This window comes from Modestobacter italicus, from assembly GCF_019799965.1.
Classification (GTDB): domain Bacteria; phylum Actinomycetota; class Actinomycetes; order Mycobacteriales; family Geodermatophilaceae; genus Modestobacter; species Modestobacter italicus_A.
In genome coordinates, this window is sequence record NZ_JABGCJ010000002.1 from 278,334 (window position 1) to 298,088 (window position 19,755).

Annotated in this window: 19 protein-coding genes and 1 tRNA gene; 14 read left to right on the forward strand and 6 right to left on the reverse strand. The window is 74.7% G+C overall.

The features are described from left to right. Positions 1–36: 36 nt before the first annotated feature. Together lepA and HLA93_RS05385 are read left to right on the forward strand one after the other, a co-directional pair. Complete coding sequence (gene lepA / locus HLA93_RS05380; RefSeq protein WP_222193252.1) at positions 37–1,869, forward strand: translation elongation factor 4; 1,833 nt, start codon at positions 37–39, stop codon at positions 1,867–1,869. After that, on the forward strand, positions 1,866–2,519 hold the full coding sequence (locus HLA93_RS05385) for an MOSC domain-containing protein (protein WP_222193253.1): 654 nt from the start codon (positions 1,866–1,868) through the stop codon (positions 2,517–2,519). The genes lepA and HLA93_RS05385 overlap by 4 nt, the downstream gene beginning before the upstream one ends. A 6-nt stretch (positions 2,520–2,525) precedes the next feature. On the opposite strand, the gene HLA93_RS05390 is transcribed toward HLA93_RS05385, so the two are convergent. Both HLA93_RS05390 and selD read right to left on the reverse strand, forming a co-directional pair. Continuing rightward, positions 2,526–3,593: a zinc-binding dehydrogenase gene (locus HLA93_RS05390; RefSeq protein WP_439957951.1), complete on the reverse strand. Its 1,068-nt coding sequence runs from the start codon at positions 3,591–3,593 to the stop codon at positions 2,526–2,528. After that, positions 3,550–4,557 carry a selenide, water dikinase SelD gene (gene selD / locus HLA93_RS05395; RefSeq protein ID WP_222193254.1) on the reverse strand — a complete coding sequence of 336 codons (1,008 nt, stop codon included), beginning with the start codon at positions 4,555–4,557 and terminating at the stop codon, positions 3,550–3,552. Before selD ends, HLA93_RS05390 begins: the two co-directional genes overlap by 44 nt. Before the next feature lie 71 nt (positions 4,558–4,628). Here selD and HLA93_RS05400 point away from each other — a divergent pair. The 4 genes from HLA93_RS05400 (at position 4,629) to HLA93_RS21425 (ending at position 8,293) form a co-directional block, all read left to right on the forward strand. Next, a tRNA-OTHER gene (locus tag HLA93_RS05400) sits at positions 4,629–4,724 on the forward strand. A 98-nt stretch (positions 4,725–4,822) separates the two neighbouring features. Continuing rightward, positions 4,823–6,133 (forward strand): L-seryl-tRNA(Sec) selenium transferase, encoded by a 1,311-nt coding sequence (gene selA, locus HLA93_RS05405; protein ID WP_222193255.1) that lies wholly within the window; start codon positions 4,823–4,825, stop codon positions 6,131–6,133. Beyond that, complete coding sequence (gene selB / locus HLA93_RS05410) at positions 6,124–7,869, forward strand: selenocysteine-specific translation elongation factor (protein ID WP_222193256.1); 1,746 nt, start codon at positions 6,124–6,126, stop codon at positions 7,867–7,869. The genes selA and selB overlap by 10 nt, the downstream gene beginning before the upstream one ends. 49 nt (positions 7,870–7,918) lie before the next feature. Further along, positions 7,919–8,293, forward strand: a complete 375-nt coding sequence (locus tag HLA93_RS21425; RefSeq protein WP_222193257.1) for a PH domain-containing protein — start codon at positions 7,919–7,921, stop codon at positions 8,291–8,293. Positions 8,294–8,325: 32 nt separating this feature from the next. On the opposite strand, the gene HLA93_RS05420 is transcribed toward HLA93_RS21425, so the two are convergent. Further along, positions 8,326–8,481, reverse strand: coding sequence for a hypothetical protein (locus tag HLA93_RS05420; protein ID WP_222193258.1), 156 nt, complete (start codon positions 8,479–8,481; stop codon positions 8,326–8,328). A gap of 179 nt (positions 8,482–8,660) precedes the next feature. After that, the gene (locus tag HLA93_RS05425; RefSeq protein ID WP_222193259.1) at positions 8,661–9,446 is read right to left on the reverse strand and encodes an enoyl-CoA hydratase-related protein; all 786 of its coding nucleotides are present in this window, start codon (positions 9,444–9,446) and stop codon (positions 8,661–8,663) included. A 50-nt stretch (positions 9,447–9,496) separates the two neighbouring features. Here HLA93_RS05425 and hemW point away from each other — a divergent pair, with 50 nt between their 5' ends. Then, positions 9,497–10,726 (forward strand): radical SAM family heme chaperone HemW, encoded by a 1,230-nt coding sequence (hemW, locus tag HLA93_RS05430; RefSeq protein ID WP_222193260.1) that lies wholly within the window; start codon positions 9,497–9,499, stop codon positions 10,724–10,726. Positions 10,727–10,763: 37 nt separating this feature from the next. On the opposite strand, the gene recQ is transcribed toward hemW, so the two are convergent. Beyond that, positions 10,764–12,605: a DNA helicase RecQ gene (gene recQ / locus HLA93_RS05435; protein ID WP_222193261.1), complete on the reverse strand. Its 1,842-nt coding sequence runs from the start codon at positions 12,603–12,605 to the stop codon at positions 10,764–10,766. 105 nt (positions 12,606–12,710) lie between these two features. Here recQ and HLA93_RS05440 point away from each other — a divergent pair, with 105 nt between their 5' ends. From HLA93_RS05440 to HLA93_RS05455, 4 genes are read left to right on the forward strand one after another with little or no spacing between them, the layout of a single operon-like run. Next, positions 12,711–13,622, forward strand: a complete 912-nt coding sequence (locus HLA93_RS05440; RefSeq protein WP_222193262.1) for an ATP-binding cassette domain-containing protein — start codon at positions 12,711–12,713, stop codon at positions 13,620–13,622. Beyond that, a complete protein-coding gene (locus tag HLA93_RS05445) occupies positions 13,619–14,359 on the forward strand; it encodes an ABC transporter permease (protein WP_222193263.1) in 741 nt (246 codons plus the stop codon). Before HLA93_RS05440 ends, HLA93_RS05445 begins: the two co-directional genes overlap by 4 nt. A 36-nt stretch (positions 14,360–14,395) precedes the next feature. Continuing rightward, entirely contained in the window at positions 14,396–15,523 is a 1,128-nt protein-coding gene (locus tag HLA93_RS05450) for a sensor histidine kinase (protein WP_222193264.1), read from the forward strand. Next, a complete protein-coding gene (locus HLA93_RS05455) occupies positions 15,520–16,128 on the forward strand; it encodes a response regulator transcription factor (RefSeq protein WP_222193265.1) in 609 nt (202 codons plus the stop codon). Before HLA93_RS05450 ends, HLA93_RS05455 begins: the two co-directional genes overlap by 4 nt. Positions 16,129–16,195: 67 nt before the next feature. Here HLA93_RS05455 and HLA93_RS05460 read toward each other — a convergent pair whose 3' ends face one another. Continuing rightward, a complete protein-coding gene (locus HLA93_RS05460) occupies positions 16,196–16,531 on the reverse strand; it encodes a type II toxin-antitoxin system VapB family antitoxin (protein ID WP_222193758.1) in 336 nt (111 codons plus the stop codon). Positions 16,532–16,778: 247 nt separating this feature from the next. On the opposite strand from HLA93_RS05460, the gene hrcA reads away from it, so the two are divergent. From hrcA to HLA93_RS05475, 3 genes are read left to right on the forward strand one after another with little or no spacing between them, the layout of a single operon-like run. Further along, positions 16,779–17,801: a heat-inducible transcriptional repressor HrcA gene (hrcA, locus tag HLA93_RS05465; protein WP_222193266.1), complete on the forward strand. Its 1,023-nt coding sequence runs from the start codon at positions 16,779–16,781 to the stop codon at positions 17,799–17,801. A 16-nt stretch (positions 17,802–17,817) separates the two neighbouring features. After that, the gene (gene dnaJ / locus HLA93_RS05470) at positions 17,818–18,957 is read left to right on the forward strand and encodes a molecular chaperone DnaJ (protein WP_222193267.1); all 1,140 of its coding nucleotides are present in this window, start codon (positions 17,818–17,820) and stop codon (positions 18,955–18,957) included. Further along, positions 18,954–19,706, forward strand: a complete 753-nt coding sequence (locus HLA93_RS05475) for a 16S rRNA (uracil(1498)-N(3))-methyltransferase (RefSeq protein WP_222193268.1) — start codon at positions 18,954–18,956, stop codon at positions 19,704–19,706. Before dnaJ ends, HLA93_RS05475 begins: the two co-directional genes overlap by 4 nt. The last annotated feature ends 49 nt before the right edge of the window (positions 19,707–19,755 follow it).

Genomic DNA, 19,755 nt, shown 5'->3' on the forward strand with positions numbered 1-19,755 from the left:
TTACCCGGGGCGCGGGCGTGGGACGATGGCGGCACTGTGACGACTCCCGCTGCCACCGATCCCGCCCGGATCCGGAACTTCTGCATCATCGCCCACATCGACCACGGCAAGTCGACGCTGGCCGACCGGATGCTCGAGGTGACCGGCATCGTCGAGGGGCGCCAGATGCGCGCCCAGTACCTCGACCGGATGGACATCGAGCGCGAACGCGGCATCACCATCAAGTCGCAGAACGTGCGCCTGCCCTGGAAGGTCGGGGACGAGGAGTTCGTCCTCGACATGATCGACACCCCCGGGCACGTCGACTTCACCTACGAGGTGTCCCGGTCGCTGGCCGCCTGCGAGGGTGCAGTGCTGCTCGTCGACGCCGCCCAGGGCATCGAGGCGCAGACGCTTGCGAACCTCTACCTGGCGATCGAGAACGACCTCACGATCATCCCGGTGCTCAACAAGATCGACCTGCCCGCGGCGCAGCCGGAGAAGTTCGCCGCGGAGATCGCCGGCATCATCGGCTGCGACCCGGCCGACGTGCTGCGGGTCAGCGGCAAGACCGGCGTGGGCGTCCCGGACCTGCTCGACGAGATCGTGGCGAAGATCCCGGCCCCGGTCGGCGATGCCGACGGCCCCGCCCGGGCGATGATCTTCGACTCCGTGTACGACATCTACCGCGGCGTCATCACCTACGTGCGGGTCGTCGACGGCCGGATCAGCGGCCGCGAGCGGATCAAGATGATGTCCACCGGCGCGGTGCACGAGCTGCTGGAGATCGGGGTCATCGCCCCGGAGCCCAAGCCGGTCGAGGGGCTCGGGGTCGGCGAGGTCGGCTACTTCATCACCGGGGTGAAGGACGTCCGGCAGTCCCGCGTGGGCGACACCGTGACGCTCCAGCACAAGCCGGCCGCCGAGCCGATCGGCGGCTACAGCGACCCCAAGCCGATGGTCTACTCCGGCCTGTACCCGATCGACGGCAGCGAGTACCAGCTGCTGCGCGAGTCGCTGGACAAGCTGCTGCTCAACGACGCGGCCCTGGTCTACGAGCCGGAGACGTCGGCGGCGCTGGGCTTCGGTTTCCGCGTGGGCTTCCTCGGCCTGCTGCACCTGGAGATCGTCCGGGAGCGGCTGGAGCGCGAGGGCGGGCTGTCGCTCATCTCGACCGCGCCGAACGTCGTCTACCGGGTGGTGATGGAGGACGGGTCCGAGGTCACCGTCACCAACCCCAGCGACTGGCCGGCAGGCAAGATCGACAAGATCTTCGAGCCGATCGTCAACGCCACGATCATCGCTCCGAGCGACTACACCGGCGCGATCATGGAGCTCTGCCAGAGCCGCCGCGGGTCGCTCACCGGGATGGACTACCTGTCCGAGACCCGGGTGGAGCTGCGGTACACGCTGCCGCTCGGCGAGATCATCTTCGACTTCTTCGACGCGCTGAAGTCACGCACCCGCGGGTACGCCTCGCTGGACTACCAGGAGGCCGGTGAGCAGGAGTCCGCGCTGGTCAAGGTGGACATCCTGCTGCAGGGCGAGGCCGTCGACGCGTTCTCCGCGATCGTGCACAAGGACAAGGCCTACAGCTACGGCGTCCTGATGGCCGGCAAGCTGCGCGAGCTCATCCCGCGCCAGCAGTTCGAGGTGCCGATCCAGGCCGCCGTCGGCTCCCGGGTGATCGCCCGCGAGACGGTGCGCGCGATCCGCAAGGACGTGCTGGCCAAGTGCTACGGCGGTGACATCACCCGCAAGCGCAAGCTGCTGGAGAAGCAGAAGGAGGGCAAGAAGCGGATGAAGATGGTCGGCCGCGTCGAGGTCCCCCAGGAGGCGTTCGTCGCCGCGCTCTCCACCAACGAGTCGACCGCCGCCAAGCCCAAGTGAGCGGCCGGGTCCTCGCCGTCTGCGTCTCGGGCGCGGACCTGCTGCCGCTGCCGGGCAAGCGCCCGAACCGCTCCGGCATCGACAAGAAGCCGGTCGAGGGCCGGGTCGCCGTCGGGGAGCTCGGGCTGGACGGCGACGTGCAGGTCAACAGGAAGCACCACGGCGGGGAGGGGCAGGCGGTCTACGCCTACGCCCAGGACGACGCCGACTGGTGGGCGGCCGAGCTCGACCGCGAGCTGCCGCCCGGCCGGTTCGGGGAGAACCTGCGCACCACCGGGCTCGACCTGCGCAACGCCGTCATCGGCGAGCAGTGGCAGGCGGGGACGGCGCGCTTCGAGGTGACCGCCTGGCGCACCCCGTGCGCCAACTTCGCCCGCTTCTGGGGAGTCCCGGACCTGGTCAAGCGGTTCGCCGCCCACGGCGCGACCGGCGCCTACCTCCGGGTGCTGCAGACCGGGGACGTCGGCGCGGGCGACGCCGTCACGGTCGTCTCCCGGCCCGACCACGGGATCACCGTGGAGACGGCGTTCCGGATCGTGATGACCGAGAAGGCCCGGCTGCCCGAGCTGACCCCGATCCTGCCGTTCCTGGCGGAGAAGGACCGGCCGGTGCTGGCCGCGAAGATCGAGCGGGTCGCCGCCCGGGCCTGAGCGGCCTCAGACCGTGAAGACGATCTTCCCGGCGGTGCGGCCGTCGAGCATCCGCTCGAAGCCGTCCCGGGCCTGGCTCAGCGGCAGCTCCACGTCGATGACCGGGCGCACGCCGGTGATCCGGCACATCTGGATCAGGTCGTCGAGCTCGTCGCGGGTGCCCATCGTGGAGCCGATCACCGACAGCTGGGTGAAGAACACCCGGTTCAGCTCGGCGCCGGGGTTGAACCCGCTGGTCGCCCCGCAGGTGACGACGACGCCGCCGGGCTTCAGCGACTTGATGCTGTGGCTCCAGGTGGCCTCACCCACGGTCTCCATGACGCCGTCCACCCGCTCGGGGAGGCGGGCGCCGGACTCGAACGCCTGGTCCGCGCCGAGCGCGAGCGCCGCCGTCCGCTTCTCCTCGCTGCGGCCGGTCACCCACACCCGGTAGCCGGCCGCGCGGCCCAGCGTGATCAGCGCCGTCGCGACGCCACCGCTGGCGCCCTGGACCAGGATCGTCGACCCGGGGCGCAGCCCGGAGCGGACGAACAGCATCCGGTAGGCGGTCAGCCAGGCGGTGGGCAGGCAGGCGGCCTCGGCGAAGGAGAGCTCGGCGGGCTTGGGCACCAGGTTGCGCCGGGGGACGACGACCTCCTCGGCCAGCGTGCCCTGGTGGACCTCCGACAGCAGCGAGCGCTTGGGGTCCATCGTCTCGTCGCCGGTCCAGCCGGGCGAGGAGATGACCGCGTGCACGACGACCTCGTTGCCGTCCTCGTCCACGCCGGCGGCGTCGCAGCCCAGGGTCATCGGCATCCGCTCGGCGGGCAGGCCGACCCCGCGCAGGCTGAACAGGTCGTGGTGGTTGAGTGAGGCAGCCTTGACCGTGACCGTCGTCCAGCCCTCGGGCGCCTCCGGTGCGGGGCGGTCGCCCACCTCCAGCACGGAGAGCGGGTCCTTCGGGGCAGGGGTGGAGACGAAGGCAGCCAGCATGCTCGCAACGTAACCGAGCCGGAGGGCGGCAGCGACGTGGGTCACGTCGGCGAGCAGCTCACCGGACGACGACGGCGTGCTCCTGCTGGGCGACGAACTCACCGATCACCGGGGCGCCGGGCACCTCGCCGCCGAGCAGCAGCCCACCGGAGGTCTGCGCGTCGGCGAGCAGCAGCGCCTCGTCCTCGCTGACCGCCGAGAGGTCGGCGTGCGGGCGCACCCAGTCCAGGTTGCGGCGGGTGCCGCCGGAGACCCAGCCGTCGGCCAGCGCCTGCCGCGCGCCGGCCAGGTACGGGACGGCGGCGGCGTCGACGACCGCGGTCACCCCGCTCGCCCGGGCCATCTTGTAGAGGTGCCCGAGGAGGCCGAAGCCGGTGACGTCGGTGCCCGCGCGGATGCCCGCCGCGACGGCGGCGACGGACGCCTCCGCGTTGAGCGCGGTCATCGAGGCCACCGCCTCGGGTGACGTCTCACCGGTGTTCTTGTGCCGGCTGTTGAGCACACCGACGCCCAGCGGCTTGGTCAGCGACAACGCCGTCCCGGGGGTCGCCGCGTCGTTGCGGATCAGCCGGTCGAGGTCGACCAGGCCGGTGACCGCCATCCCGTACTTGGGCTCCGGGTCGTCGATGGAGTGGCCGCCGCCGACGTGGCAGCCGGCCTCGTGCGCGACCTCCAGCCCGCCGCGCAGCACCTCGGCGGCGAGCTCCGCAGGCAGCACGTCCCGCGGCCAGCCCAGCAGGTTCACCGCCATGACCGGGGTGCCGCCCATGGCGTAGACGTCGGAGAGCGCGTTGGCCGCGGCGATCCGGCCGAAGGTGTAGGCGTCGTCGACCACCGGGGTGAAGAAGTCGGTGGTGAGCACCAGCCCCTGCCCGCCGGCGGTCCGCACGACCGCAGCGTCGTCGCCGTCGTCCAGCCCGACGACCAGCTCGGCCGCGGGGTCGCGCGGGCCGGTGTGGGTCAGGCCGGCGACGACCGCCTCCAGCTCGCCGGGCGGGATCTTGCAGGCGCAGCCTCCGCCGTGCGCGTACTGGGTGAGCCGGACGGGCGAGGCGGTGGTCGTCACGGGACCGAATCTATGCCGCCCGGGTCCGTGCCCGGCGGGGGTCCTCTGCCGACGTGCGTAGGCTCGGTGGTGGAGGCGTCAGGGTGTCTGGTGGCCCCCGCGGCCTCTAAAGCCGACGTGGTCGAGCATCTCGGCCAGGCGGGTTCGATTCCCGTCCGCCTCCGCCAGCTCCCCGGCCGGCCAGGTCGCCCCGACCTGGCCGGCCGGTCCGCGTCCAGGGTCGACCTAGGCTCGTCGGCGTGCCCGTCGACCTGAGCCCGCTGCCGTGACCGCGGACCTGCGCCGCGCCGTCCCCCGCACCGACGCGCTGCTGGCCGACCCGCAGCTGGTGACCGCCGCCGCGCGGCTGGGCCGGGACCTGGTCAAGTCGGCCGTCCAGTCCGCCCAGCAACGCGTCCGGGACGGCGAGATCGGCCCGGACGACGTCGTGGCGACCGTGCTGCGTGAGCTGCCGGGCACCGCGAGCAGCCTGTCCCCGGTGCTCAACGCCACCGGGGTGCTGGTGCACACCAACCTCGGCCGGGCCCCGCTGTCGGCCGCCGCCGTGGACGCCGTCGTCGCGGCCAGCGGCACCACCGACGTCGAGCTCGACCTGGGTACCGGCCGCCGGGGACCGCGCGGCGCGGGGGCGCTGGACGCGCTGCTGGCGGCGGTCCCCGCCGCCGAGGCCGCGATCGTGGTGAACAACTGCGCGGCGGCGCTGGCGCTGGTGGCGACGGCGTTCGGTGGCGAGCTGGTCATCGCCCGCGGTGAGCTGGTCGAGATCGGTGACGGCTTCCGGATCCCCGAGCTGCTGGTGTCCACCGGCGCCCGGCTGCGCGAGGTCGGCACGACGAACCGGGCGGCGCTGGCCGACTACACCGCCGCGCTCGGGCCGGACACCGGCGCGGTGCTCAAGGTGCACCCGTCGAACTTCGTCGTCCGGGGGTTCACCCGGGCCGTGGAGGTCGCCGAGCTGGCTCCGGCGCTGGCCGGCACCGGGGTGCCGCTGGTCGCCGACGTGGGCAGTGGCCTGCTGCGCCCGCACCCCGCGCTGCCCGACGAGCCCGACCTGCAGAGCACGCTGGCCGCCGGTGCCGACCTGGTGCTGTGCAGCGGCGACAAGCTGCTCGGCGGTCCGCAGGCCGGCATCGTGCTGGGCCGCGCCGACCTGGTGCAGCGGCTGCGGCGGCACCCGCTGTACCGCGCGCTGCGGGTGGACAAGACGACGCTGGCGGCGCTCGAGGCGACGCTGCGCGGGCCGGTGCCGCCGGTGCGCGCGATGCTGGACGCCGATCTCGCCGGGCTGCAGGACCGGGCCGCCGCGGTCGCCGACGCGCTGCGGGCCGCGGGGGTCGCGGCGGATGCGGTGCCGTCCACCGCCCGGGTCGGCGGGGGAGGGGCGCCGGAGTTCGAGCTGCCCAGCGCGGCCGTAGCGCTCGACGCCCGGTTCGCCGAGCCGCTGCGCCGCGCCAACCAGCCGGTGGTCGGCTACCTGGAGGGCGGCCGGACGCTGCTGGACCTGCGCAGCCTGGCCCCGGACGACGACGCCCGGCTGGTCGCCGCGGTCCGGGAGGTGGCCGCCCGGTGGACGTGATCGCCACCGCCGGCCACGTCGACCACGGCAAGTCGACGCTGGTGCGGGCGCTGACCGGGATGGAGCCCGACCGCTGGGAGGAGGAGCGCCGGCGCGGGCTGACCATCGACCTGGGGTTCGCCTGGACGACGCTGCCCTCGGGCCGGCAGGTCGCCGTGGTCGACGTCCCCGGGCACGAGCGGTTCGTCGGCAACATGCTCGCCGGCGTCGGCTCGGTGCCCACGGCGCTGGTCGTGGTCGCCGCCGACGACGGGTGGTCGGCGCAGACCGACGAGCACGTCGCCGTGCTGGACGCGCTCGGGGTGCGGCACGGGCTGCTCGCGGTCACCAAGGCCGACCTCGCCGACGCAGGCCCCGTGCTGGCCGACGCCACCGAGCGGCTGGCCGGCACCTCGCTGGGCCGGGTGCCGGCGGTCGCGGTCAGCGCCCGCACCGGCGCGGGGCTGTCCGAGCTGTCCGCGGCGCTCGAGCAGGTGCTCGCCGGGCTGCCAGCGCCCGACCCGGCCGCGCCGGTGCGGCTGTGGGTCGACCGGGCGTTCACCATCCGCGGCGCCGGCACCGTGGTGACCGGCACCCTGCCCGCCGGGACGGTGCGGGCCGGTGACCGGCTCGACCTGGCCGGCCGGACCGTCACGGTGCGCGGGCTGCAGTCGCTGGGCGAGCCGGTCGAGTCGGCGGCGGCGACCGCCCGGGTGGCGCTCAACCTGCGCGGCGTCGCCGTGGAGGAGCTCTCCCGCGGCGACGCCCTGCTCACCCCGGAGGCGTTCCGCCGCACCGCGGACCTGGACGTGACGCTGGTGCGGCCGGTGGAGGAGAAGCTGCCCGCCGAGCTGGTGGTGCACATCGGCTCGGCCACGGTCGCCGCCCGGGTCCGACCGCTGGACGGCGCGGCGCTGCGGCTGCGGCTGGCCGCCGAGCTGCCGCTGCGGGTCGGTGACCGGCTGTTGCTGCGCGACCCGGGCGCCCGCCGGGTGTTCGGCGCCGACGTGCGCGACGTCGACCCACCGGAGCTGCGCCGCCGCGGTGCCGCCCGCACCCGCGCCGCCCAGCTGGCCGAGCAGCCCACGGGGGAGGGCGGCGCGCTGGCCGACCTGGTGCGGCGCCGCTTCGTGCGCCGCGCGGACTTCGTGGCGATGGGCTGGCCGGTGCCCGCGGGGACCACGGAGGTCGGGCCGTGGCTGATCGCGCCGGGGCTGGCCGACGAGCTGGCCGCCCGGGTGCCGCAGGTGGTGGCCCGCTACCGGCAGCTGCGTCCGCTGGAGCCCGGCCCGCCGACGGCGGTGCTGCGCTCGGCGCTGGAGCTGCCCGACGTGGAGCTGGTGCCCGCCCTGGTCCGGGAGCCGCTCGCCCTGCGTGACGGCCGTGTCGTCGCCGGCGCGGCCGCGCTGCCGCCGGACGTGCAGCGGGCCGTGGACGGGATCCGCGCCCGGCTGGCGGCCGCCCCGTTCGCCGCGCCCGAGGCCGGTGACCTGGTGGCCGCCGGGCTGGGGCCGCGGGAGCTGGCGGCGGCGGTCCGGGACGGGCAGCTGGTGCGGATCGCCGACGGCATCTACCTGGCCCCCGGCGTCGCCGAGCAGGCCCGCGCCCGGCTGGCTGCGCTGCCGCAGCCGTTCACGCTCAGCGAGGCGCGCCGGGCCTGGGACACCACCCGCCGGGTCGCCGTCCCGCTGGCCGAGTGGCTGGACGCCCGCGGGGTCACCGTGCGCCAGCCGGACAACACCCGCCGGCTGCGCTGACCCGGCGTGGGAGCCGGCCGTTCTCCGGCCGGCTCCCTACGGTGACGCGGTGATCGACTTCTCGAACGGTTCCGTCTTCAAGCTCAACCCCTGCGACCCGCAGGACATCGCGCCGGCCGTCGCGCCGCTGCTGGTGCCCGGCGAGCAGTTCGCGGCCACCTTCAAGGGCGTCCGCGACTTCGTCGTCTTCACCGACAAGCGGCTGATCGCCGTCAACGTCCAGGGCATCACCGGCAAGAAGCGCGACTTCACCTCGCTCCCGTACAGCAAGGTCCAGGCCTTCTCGATCGAGACCGCCGGCACCTTCGACCTGGACGCCGAACTGGACCTGTGGTTCAGCGGCCTGGGCAAGGTCCGGCTGGAGTTCAAGGGCAACGCCGACATCCGCCAGCTCGGCCAGATGATCGCCACGTTCGTGCTCTGACCCGGACGGCGCAGTGCCACCCGGCGGGCCGGTCAGCCGGAGCTGCCGCCGGCGATGATCCGCAGGGCGATCTCCGGCGGGGTCTCCACGACCCGTCGGGAGGACGCCTCCTCGGTCTCCACGGAGTCCTCCGGCCGCACCGGCTCGGGCAGCCGGCGGTACTGCGCGCGCGGGTCGTCCTCGGTCATCCCCCGATGGTGCCGCCGGCCGACGCCGGTCGGTACCCGTTCCGGCGCCGCTGGTGCCCTGGGTGTGTGGACGAGGCAGAGCGCCAGCGCCGGTCGGGACGTGTCCTGGCGATGCTCGTGTCCTGGCGATGCTCGTGCTCTGCGTGCGAGGACGACGCAGAGCACGAGCGTCGCGGAGGTCACGCGTCGGCCGGCACCCAGCGGGCGGGGCGCTTCTCCCGGAACGCGGCGATGCCCTCCTGACCCTCCTCGCCGGCGAAGAACCGTGCCGACAGCTCCAGCAGCGCGGGGAACTGGCCGGCCAGGTCGGTGCCCGAGCGCAGCAGCCGCTTGGTCTCGGCCAGCGCGGTCGGCGCCCCGGCGGCCAGTGCGGTCACCTGCGCGGACACGGTGGCGTCGACCTCGTCGTCCGGCACCGCCAGGTCGACGAGCCCGCCGGCGGCGGCGGTCGCCGCGTCGAACACCTCCCCGGTGAGCATCAGCCGGTGCACGGCGTGCGGCAGCATCCGCGGCCGGCAGACCGCGGAGATCACCGCCGGGACGACGCCGATCCGCACCTCGCTGAACGCGAACGTCGCGCTTGCTCCGGCGACCACCACGTCGCAGGCAGCGGCCAGCCCGACACCACCGGCGCGGGCCGGGCCACGGACGGCGGCGAGCACCGGCTTGGGGGAGTCCCAGATCAACTGCAGCAGCTCGGGGAACTCGTTGACCCCCTGGTCGGCCGCCGAGCCGCCGGTGGCCTCGCGGAGGTCCATGCCGGAGCAGAACACCCGGCCGGTGTGGTCGAGCACCACCACCCGCACGGCGTCGTCGGCGAGGGCCCCGGTGAGGGCAGTACGCAGCTGGGCGCGCATCGCGCGGGAGAGGGCGTTGCGGTTGGCGGGGGAGTCGAGGGTCAGCCGGGCCACGCCGGCGGACACGTCGACGGAGAGCACGCGGGCGTCATCGGTCGCGGAGGTCACGCTGGCATCGTGCCGGTCGCTCGGCCGGAGCGGTCACACTGGGAGCAGCGATGACCACCTTGCCCCTGCTCGGCCAGACCCCGGCCCTCCCAGCAGATCCCTCGATGCTCCCGGCGTCGGCCCGCGACACCCTCGGGACGACGCCCTTCGGGCTCTACGTGCACGTGCCGTTCTGCGCCACCCGCTGCGGCTACTGCGACTTCAACACCTACACCTCCGACGAGCTCGGCCCCGGCGCCAACCGCAGCGAGTACGCAGGCACCGCCATCGCCGAGCTGCGGCTGGCCGCCGAGGTGCTCGGCCCGGACCGGCCGGCGGTGCAGACCGTCTTCGTCGGCGGCGGCACCCCGACCCTGCTGCCCGCGCACGACCTGGTGGCGGTCATGGACGCCGTCCGTGAGCTCTTCCCGGTCGGCCCGGACGTCGAGGTGACCACCGAGGCCAACCCCGAGTCGGTGACGCCGGAGTCGCTGGCCGTCCTGCGCGAGGGCGGCTTCACCCGGATCAGCCTGGGCATGCAGTCCGCCGCCGAGCACGTGCTCGCTGTCCTCGACCGCCGGCACACCCCCGGCCGGGCGGTGCAGGCCGCACACGAGGCGCGCGCTGCCGGCTTCGAGCACGTCAACCTCGACCTGATCTACGGCGCGCCGGGGGAGACCGACGCCGACTGGCAGGCCTCCCTCGACGCCGTGCTGGCCGCGCCGGTCGACCACGTCAGCGCCTACGCGCTGATCGTCGAGCAGGGCACCCGGCTGGCCCGCCGGGTCGCCCGCGGCGAACTGCCGATGCCCGACGACGACGTGCTGGCCGACCGCTACGAGATGGCCGACCGCGCGTTCGGCACCGCCGGGCTGGGCTGGTACGAGGTGTCGAACTGGGCCCGCGACCGCGCCGCCCGCTGCCGGCACAACGAGCTGTACTGGGCCAACGCCAACTGGTGGGGCATCGGGCCCGGCGCGCACTCGCACGTCGGCGGTCTGCGCTGGTGGAACGTCAAGCACCCGGCCGCCTACGCCGACCGGCTCGCCGCCGGCCTGCACCCGGCCGCCGACACCGAGCTGCTGACCGCCGACGACCAGGCGCTGGAGCGGGTGATGCTCGGCCTACGGCTGCGCGACGGGCTGCCGCTGACCGCGCTGAGCGACGCCGGCCGGGCCCGGGCCACGGAGGCGTGCGTCCGGGGGCTGCTGGCAGCCGGGCCGCACGAGGCGGGCCTCGCCGTCCTCACCGACCGCGGCCGGCTGCTCGCCGACGCCGTCGTCCGCGACCTCACGGACTAGCGGAGCACCCGGTCCTCCCGCGGGGCGGGCCGGGCGTTCAGCCGTGCAGGGCGGCGAGGACCTGGTCGCCGAACTTCTCCAGCTTGGCCGCGCCCACGCCGCTGACCGTGCCCAGGGCGGCCAGGGTGGCCGGCTCCTCGGTGGCGATCTGCCGCAGCGTCGCGTCGTGGAAGACCACGTAGGCCGGCACGCCCTGCTCCTTGGCCGTCGCGGCGCGCCAGGCCCGCAGCCGCTCGAACGCACCGGCGGCCGACGCGGGCAGCTCCGGTGCGCTCGCCCGGTTGCCCTTCGCCGTCCGCGCGGAGCGGGCTGGGCGGTCGGGCTCGCGGCGCATCAGCACCTCGCGCTCCCGGCGCAGCACCGGCCCGCTGGCCTCGTTGAGCGCGAGCGTGCCGTACTCGCCCTGCACCGACAGCAGCCCCTGCGCCAGCAGCTGCCGGACGACGCCGCGCCACTGGCCCTCGGACAGGTCGGTGCCGATGCCGAAGGTGGTCAGCTCGTCGTGGGAGTGCTGGGTGACCTTGTCGGTGCGCCTGCCCAGCAGGATGTCGATCGACTGGCCGGCGCCGAACGACTGCCCGCGCTCCCGCTGCAGTCTGAGCACCGTGGACAGCAGCATCTGCGCCGGCACGGTGGCGTCCCAGGACTCCGGCGGGGTCAGGCAGGTGTCGCAGTTGCCGCAGGGCGAGCTCTCCTGCCCGAAGTGGGCGAGCAGCCGAACCCGCCGGCACTCGACGGTCTCGCAGAGCGCCAGCATCGCGTCGAGCTGCGCCGACAGCACCCGGCGGTGCGCGGCGTCGCCCTCAGAGGAGTCGATCATCTTCCGCTGCTGGACGACGTCGGCGAGCCCGTAGGCCAGCCACGCGGTCGACGGCAGCCCGTCGCGGCCGGCCCGGCCGGTCTCCTGGTAGTAGCCCTCCACCGACTTGGGCAGGTCCAGGTGGGCGACGAAGCGGACGTCGGGCTTGTCGATGCCCATGCCGAACGCGATGGTCGCCACCATCACCAGCCCGTCCTCGCGCAGGAAACGGGACTGGTTCCGCGCGCGCACCTGCTGGTCCAGGCCCGCGTGGTAGGGCAGCGCGGGGATGCCCTGGCCGACGAGGAACTCCGCCGTCTTCTCCACCGACGCGCGGGACAGGCAGTAGACGATGCCGGCGTCGCCGGGGTGCTCGGTGCGCAGCAGGTCCAGCAGCTGCTTGCGCGGCTCGTTCTTCGGCGCGATCCGGTACTGGATGTTCGGCCGGTCGAAGCCGGCGACCACGTGCAGGGCGTCGTCCAGCTGCAGCCGGGTGCTGATCTCGGTGTGCGTGGCCCGGGTGGCCGTCGCGGTGAGCGCGATCCGGGGGACGTCGGGCCAGCGCTCGTGCAGCATCGACAGCGCCAGGTAGTCGGGCCGGAAGTCGTGCCCCCACTGCGCGACGCAGTGCGCCTCGTCGATGGCGAACAGCGCGATCTTCCCGCGCTCCAGCAGCCGGGCGGTCGGCGAGTTGCCACCGCCGAGTGACTCGGGAGCGACGTAGAGCAGGTCCAGCTCCTGCGCCAGGAACGCCTCCTCGACCGCCCGGCGCTCGTCCCGGTCCTGGCTGGAGTTGAGGAACCCGGCGCGCACTCCCAGCGCCCGCAGCGCGTCGACCTGGTCCTGCATCAGCGCGATCAGCGGGGAGACCACCACGCCCACGCCCTCGCGCAGCAGCGCCGGCACCTGGTAGCACAGCGACTTCCCGCCGCCGGTGGGCATGAGCACCAGGGCGTCCCCGCCGGCGACGACGTGGTCGACGACCTCGCGTTGGGGCCCACGGAAGGCGTCGTAGCCGAACACCCGCTCCAGCACCTCGAGGGCGGGGTCAGCCTGTACGGGGGCCTCGATCACGTCCACGTGGCGAGGGTAGGCGGGTTCGGGCCCGTCATCTGACATCCGTCAGACGGTGTGGACGACGTCTCGCACTGCCGCCGGCACCCGCCCGGGCGCGAGGCTCGGAGCATGCTCTCGACACCTGTTCTGGAGATCGACGGACTGACCGTCCGCTACGGCGGCACGCTCGCCGTCGACGCGCTCGACCTGCGGATCGGTGCCGGCGAGACGGTCGCCCTGCTCGGGTCCAACGGCGCCGGGAAGTCCTCGATCGTCAACGCCGCGCTCGGTCTGTTCCGCCCGGCCGCCGGGCAGGTCCGGCTGCTCGGCCGCGCCCCCGCCGAGGCGGTGCAGGCCGGCGGCGTGGGCGCGATGCTGCAGCACGGCGGCCTGCCGAGCGAGGCCCGGGTCGGTGAGGTGCTGGCGCTGGTCCGCCGGCGGCACGCCGACCCGTGGCCGCTGGACGACCTGGCCGCCACCGCCGGCATCGCCGGGCTGCTCGACCGCGGGGTCGACGCCCTGTCCGGTGGCCAGCGGCAGCGCGTGCTGCTCGCCCTCGCCCTGGCCGGGGCGCCGCCGCTGCTGCTGCTGGACGAGCCGACCTCGGCGATGGACGTCGCGGGCCGGCAGGCGTTCTGGACGACGATGCGCGGGCTGGCCGACCGTGGGCACACCGTCGTGTTCGCCACCCACCACCTCGACGAGGCCGACGCGGTCGCCGACCGGGTCGTGGTGGTCGCCGGCGGGCGGGTCCTCGCCGACGGGACGGCGGCGGAGATCAAGTCGCGCATCGCCGGGCGCACCGTCCGGTTCCGCTGCCCGGGCACCCGCGACGGGCTGGCCGCGCTGCCCGGCGTGACCGGGATCGGCGGGGACGGCGACCTCGTCGAGCTCGCAACCACCGACGCCGAGGCGACCCTGCGCGCGCTGCTGGGCGCCCGCACCGGGCTGCCGGACCTGGAGGTGCGCGGCGCCAGCCTCGAACAGGCCTTCCTGCACCTCACCACCGACCAGACCACCGCGAACGGGGCCCTCCGATGACCGACCTGCTCCTCTTCCAGCTCCGCCGGGTCGGGCGCAACCGGCAGTACCTGTTCTTCACCGTGCTGCTGCCGGCGCTGTTCACCGTCTTCTTCACCAAGGTCATCGGTGGGCAGCTGGCGCCCGGTGACTACCAGGAGGTCGCCGGCTCGGTGCTGGTCTCGATGCTGGCCTACGGCGCGATCGGCGCGGCGCTGGGCGCCACCATCCGGATCGCCTTCGACCGCTCCTCCGGCTGGCTGCGGCAGCTGCGGGTGACCCCGGTGCCCAGCGGGTCGGTGTTCGCCGTCGACGTCGCGGTCGGTGCGCTGCTGGTGCTGCCCAGCCTGGTCGTCGTGGCGCTGGTGGGGCGGTTCGTCAACGGCGTCGAGCTGGGCCTGGGCACGTGGCTGGCGCTGGTCGGCTCGCTGTGGGCCGGCTCGGTGGTGTTCGTCGCCCTGGGCGTCGCGGTCGGGCTGGCGCTGGACGCCCAGGCCGCGGGTGCCGCGATCGGCATCCTCGGCACGGTGCTCGCCGCGCTGGGCGGGCTGTGGTTCCCGGTCGAGCAGTTCCCGGACGGGATGGCGGCGGTGGCCCGCACGCTGCCCTCCTACTGGTTCGCCGAGCTGGGCCGGGACGTCGCGGAGGGGGCGCCGGCCGGTGCGCCGGTGGCGGTGCTGGGCGGCTACGGCGTCCTCTTCGCCGCCGCGGCGCTGGCGGTCGCCCGGCGTCGTCCGCTGCACGCCGTGGCGGGCTGACCGGTGCACGCCCGAGCGGGCGCTAGCGTCGGACCGGTGAACCGGTCGAGCTGGTGGGGTCAGGCGATCTGGGCGGTGCCGTGGCTGCTGTTCCAGTACTTCCCGATCGCCGACCTGGTCACCACCGACCGTCCCGCCGCCGCCCGCTGGGTCGGCGCGCTCGGGCTGGTCGCCTTCACCGTCGTCTACCTGCGGGTGATCGGCCGGCTCGGCCGGCCGCGGGCGCTGCGATCCGACTTCGTGGTGACGACCGTCCTCGCCGTCGCGCTGGCGGTCGGCTTCGGCGCCGACTGGGCCGGGCTGATGATCTACGTGTCGGCTGCGGCCGCCGCCGCGCTGCCGTGGCGCTGGGTGTGGCCGGCCGTGGTCGCCGCGGCCCTGGTCTGCCTCGCGGTGCTCGTCGCCGACGACGGCGCGGGGCTGTTCTTCCTGCCGCCGATCTGCCTGCTCACCGCCTTCGGCATCAGCGGCACCGGCTACCTGATCACCGTCAACCGGGAGCTGCAGGAGGCCCGCGACGAGCTGGCCCGCAACGCCGTCGCCGAGGAGCGGCTGCGCTTCGCCCGCGACCTGCACGACCTGCTCGGCCACTCGCTGTCGCTGATCGCACTGAAGAGCGAGGTGGCCCGCCGGCTGGCCGAGAAGGACCCGGCCCGCGCCCAGCAGGAGATGGCCGACGTCGAGGAGGCCGCCCGGCGGGCGCTGGCCGAGGTGCGGGACGCGGTCAGCGGCTACCGGCAGGTCAGCTGCGGGCAGGCCCTCGCGGAGGCGCGGGCGGCGCTGACCGGCGCGGGGATCACCGTGCGGCTGCCCGAGCGGGTGCCGGCGCTGCCCGGCGGGGTGGACGCGGCGCTGGGCTGGGTGGTGCGCGAGGCGACCACCAACGTGCTGCGGCACAGCCGGGCCGGCACGGTGACCGTCGACCTCGCCGAGGACGGCGTGCAGGCGGCGCTGACGGTGACCGACGACGGCGCCGGGGGAGCAGCGGAGCGGATGACCGTGCTGGGGAGCTCGTCGGGGTCGGGCCTGGCCGGCCTGCGCGAGCGGGTGGGCGCGCTGGGCGGCGAGCTGGAGGCCGGGCCGCTGGACGGCGGCGGGTACCGGGTGCGCGCCACGGTGCCGCTGCTGCCGGCCGAGGTGCCGGCGGGACGGGCGGGCGCGTGACGATCCGGGTGCTGCTGGCCGAGGACCAGGCGCTGGTGCGCGGCGCGCTGCGCACGCTGCTGGACCTCGAGGACGACATCGAGGTGGTGGCCGAGGTCGGCCGCGGTGACGAGGTCCTGGCCGCAGCGCAGGAGCACCGGCCGGACGTCGCGCTGCTGGACATCGAGATGCCCGGGCAGGACGGCATCGAGGCCGCCCGCGAGCTGGCCACCGAGCTGCCGGGGGTGCGCGCCGTCGTCCTCACCACGTTCGGCCGGCCGGGGTTCCTCCGCCGGGCGATGGAGGTCGGCGCAGCCGGGTTCCTGGTGAAGGACTCACCCGTCGCGGAGCTGGCGAGGGCGATCCGCGCGGTGATGGCGGGGGAGCGGGTGATCGACCGCGACCTGGCCGCCGCGGCGCTGGCGCTGGGCGCGACGCCGCTGTCGGTGCGCGAGGCCGACGTGCTGCGGGCCGCCGCGGACGGCGCAACGGTCGCCGACATCGCCGGCCGGCTGTACCTCAGCGAGGGGACGGTGCGGAACTACCTGTCCTCGGCGATCGGCAAGACCGGCGCGCGCACCCGGGTCGAGGCGGCGCGGGTGGCGGAGGAGAAGGGCTGGCTCTGAAAGGACCCCCTCGCCCCCCAACCCCTCGCTCCGCTCGGCGCCGGGCCCCTGCGAGGGGGCCGGGTCGTCAGTGCGCTTCGGCGGTGGCGTCCTGGTCGGCGGGCATCAACGCGTCGAGGTCGAGCACGCGGACGTGGATGACGTTGCGCTGCTGCAGGGCCGCGCGCAGCGCGCGGTGCAGGCCGTCCTCCAGGTACAGCTCGCCGTGCCACTGCACCGCGTGCGGGAACAGGTCGCCGTAGAACGTCGAGTCGTCGGCCAGCAGCGCGTCGAGGGCCAGCTCGCGCTTGGTGGTGACGAGGGTGTCCATGCGGATCTGCCGGGGCGGGATCATCGCCCAGTCGCGGGTGGAGAAGCCGTGGTCGGGATAGGGGCGTCCGTCGCGCACCGCCTTGAAGATCAGGGCTGAGCCTCCCGCTCCCGGGACCCCCGGTGGGGTCCGTCGACCGGAACCACCCTAGTGGGATTCGAGGCCCGTCGCCGACGCCCGCCGCGGCGGTATCGATCCCACCAGGGCCGAGGTCACCCGCGAGGCGGAGGACGGCGGGGGAGTGCGGTCGTATGCTGGCACTCGGTCCGCGCGAGTGCCAGGCACCTGCCCTGGGCACCCACTCCGCGACCACGTCGAACCGGTACGGGAGGTGTCAGCCGTGGCGCACGACGACCGGCGCCTGCGGGTGCTGCGGGCGATCGTCCAGGACTACGTCTCCACCAACGACCCGGTGGGGAGCAAGGCCCTGGCCGCCCGCTACGACCTCGGGGTGAGCCCGGCCACCATCCGCAACGACATGGCGGTGCTGGAGGAGGAGGGGTACATCACCCAGCCGCACACCAGCGCCGGCCGGGTGCCCACCGACAAGGGCTACCGCTTCTTCGTCGACCGGCTCAGCGCGATCAAGCCGCTGTCGGCCGCCGAGCGCAAGGCGATCGAGAAGTTCCTCGACGGCGCGGTCGACCTGCACGACGTGCTCGGCCGCAGCGTCCGGTTGCTGGCCCAGCTGACCCGCCAGGTCGCCGTCGTCCAGTACCCGACGCTGTCGCGCAGCGCCGTCCGGCACCTGGAGCTGGTGCCGCTGTCGACGTCCCGGCTGCTGCTGGTGCTGATCACCGACACCGGCCGGGTCGAGCAGCGCGTGGTGGAGGTGCCGGTCGACACCGAGGCCGACACGGTCGCCGAGCTGCGCACCACGCTCAACGCCGCCTTCACCGGCGCCAAGCTCGGCGAGGCCAGCGACAAGGTCGCCGACCTGGTCGAGAGCGCCGCCCCGCACCTGCGGCCGCTGGTCGCCGCGGTGAGCGCCACCCTGCTGGAGACCCTGGTCGAGCCCTCGGAGGACCGGCTGGTCATCGGCGGGACGGCGAACCTCGCGCAGGGCAGCGCGCTGGACTTCCCCGGCACCTTCCGCCCGCTGCTGGAGGCGCTGGAAGAACAGGTCGTCGTCCTGCGGTTGATGGCCGAGGTGGGGCCCAGCACGGTGACGGTGAGCATCGGTGAGGAGAACGAGCACGAGGCGCTGACCGCCGCGTCGTTCGTCTCCGTGGGCTACGGGTCCGGTGACCAGGCGCTGGGCGGCCTCGGTGTCGTCGGCCCCACCCGGATGGACTACGCAGGGAACATCGCCGCGGTACGAGCCGTGGCCCGCTACGTCGGCCACCTGCTGGCCGAGAGCTGAGGACTGAGACCACCGAATGGCAACCGACTACTACGGCGTGCTGGGCCTGTCGCAGGGCGCCAGCGACACCGAGATCAAGCGCGCCTACCGCAAGATGGCGCGCGACCTGCACCCCGACGTCAACCCCGACCCGGGTGCGAAGGAGAAGTTCGGCGAGGTCAGCCGGGCCTACGAGGCGCTGACCGACCCGGAGAAGCGGCGCATCATCGACCTCGGCGGTGACCCCTACGACACCGGCGGCGGCCGCGGCGGCAGCCCGTTCGGCAACGCCGCGGGCTTCGGTGGCCTCGGCGACATCATGGACGCCTTCTTCGGCGGCGCCGGTGGCGCGCGCGGGCCGCGCAGCCGCACCCGCGAGGGCGAGGACGCGCTGATCCGGGTCGACCTCGACCTGCACGAGACGGTCTTCGGGACGACGACCGACATCACCGTCGACACCGCCGTGCTCTGCGACGTCTGCACCGGCGCGGGGACGGCGCCGGGCACCCACCCGGAGACCTGCTCGACCTGCAACGGCCGCGGTGAGGTGCAGAGCGTGCAGCGCTCCTTCCTCGGCCAGGTCATCGCCAGCCGCCCGTGCCCCACCTGCCAGGCCACCGGCCAGGTCATCCCCAACCCCTGCGCGCAGTGCGGTGGCGACGGCCGGGTGCGCGCCCGCCGCACCATCCCGATCAAGGTGCCGGCCGGCGTCGAGGACGGCATGCGGATCCGGCTCGCCGGCTACGGCGAGGTCGGCCGCGGCGGTGGCCCCGCCGGTGACCTCTACGTCGAGGTGCACGAGCGCCCGCACGACGTCTTCACCCGGGACGGCGAGGACCTGCACTGCCGGGTCACCCTGCCGATGACCGCCGCCGCGCTGGGCACCACGCTGAAGCTGGAGACCCTAGACGGCAACGAGGACCTGACGATCAAGCCCGGCACCCAGTCCGGCACCGTGCTCACCCTGCGCGCGCACGGCGCCCCGCGGCTGCGCGGCACCGGCCGCGGCAACCTGCTGGTGCACCTGGACGTGCAGACCCCCACCCGGCTCGACGCCCGCCAGTCCGAGCTGCTGCGCGAGCTGGCCGGGCTGCGCGGCGAGGACCTCACCGAGGGCAGCAGCGCCCACCACGGCGGTCTGTTCACCCGGGTCCGCGACGCGTTCAACGGCCGATGACCTCGGCCGGCCCCGAGGCCGACGGCGCCCCGCTCTTCCTGCTCGACGAGGTGCCCGACGGTGACGTGCTGACCGTGGACGGCGCCGAGGGCCGGCACGCCGTCGACGTGCTGCGGCTCGCCACCGGGGAGCGGGTGCGGGTCAGCGACGGGCAGGGGCTGCTCGTCGAGGGCTCGGTGGTCGCCGCCGAGGGGTCCGCGCTGCGGGTGCAGGTGCTCGCCCGGCACGACGTCCCGGCCCCGCAGCCGGAGTTCGTGCTGGTGCAGGCGCTGCCCAAGGGCGACCGCGGGCCGCTCGCCGTCGACCTGGCCACCGAGCTGGGCGTCGACCGGATCGTGCCGTGGACGGCGGCGCGCTGCGTCACGAAGTGGCGCGAGGACCGGGTGGACAAGGGCCTGGCGAAGTGGCGCTCGGCGGCCCGTGCGGCCACCAAGCAGGCTCGCCGTCCCCGGGTGCCCGAGGTGACCGAGCCGATGAGCACCCGCCAGGTGTGCGGAATGCTCGCCGACGTCGACCTGGCGCTGGTGCTGCACGAGCAGGCCCGCCAGCCGTTCGCGAAGCTCGACGTGCCCGCCACCGGCACGGTCGCGGTCATCGTCGGCCCCGAGGGTGGGCTGACCGACGGCGAGGTGGTCGCCTTCCGCGCCGCCGGCGCCCACTCGGTGCGCCTGGGCCCCGAGGTGCTGCGGACCTCGACCGCCGGCGCCGCCGCCCTCGCCGCGCTCTCCGCCCGCACCCGCTGGGCCTGACCGCACACTCGGCCGAGCTGCCCCGCTCGGCCGAGTGTGCAGTTCCTGT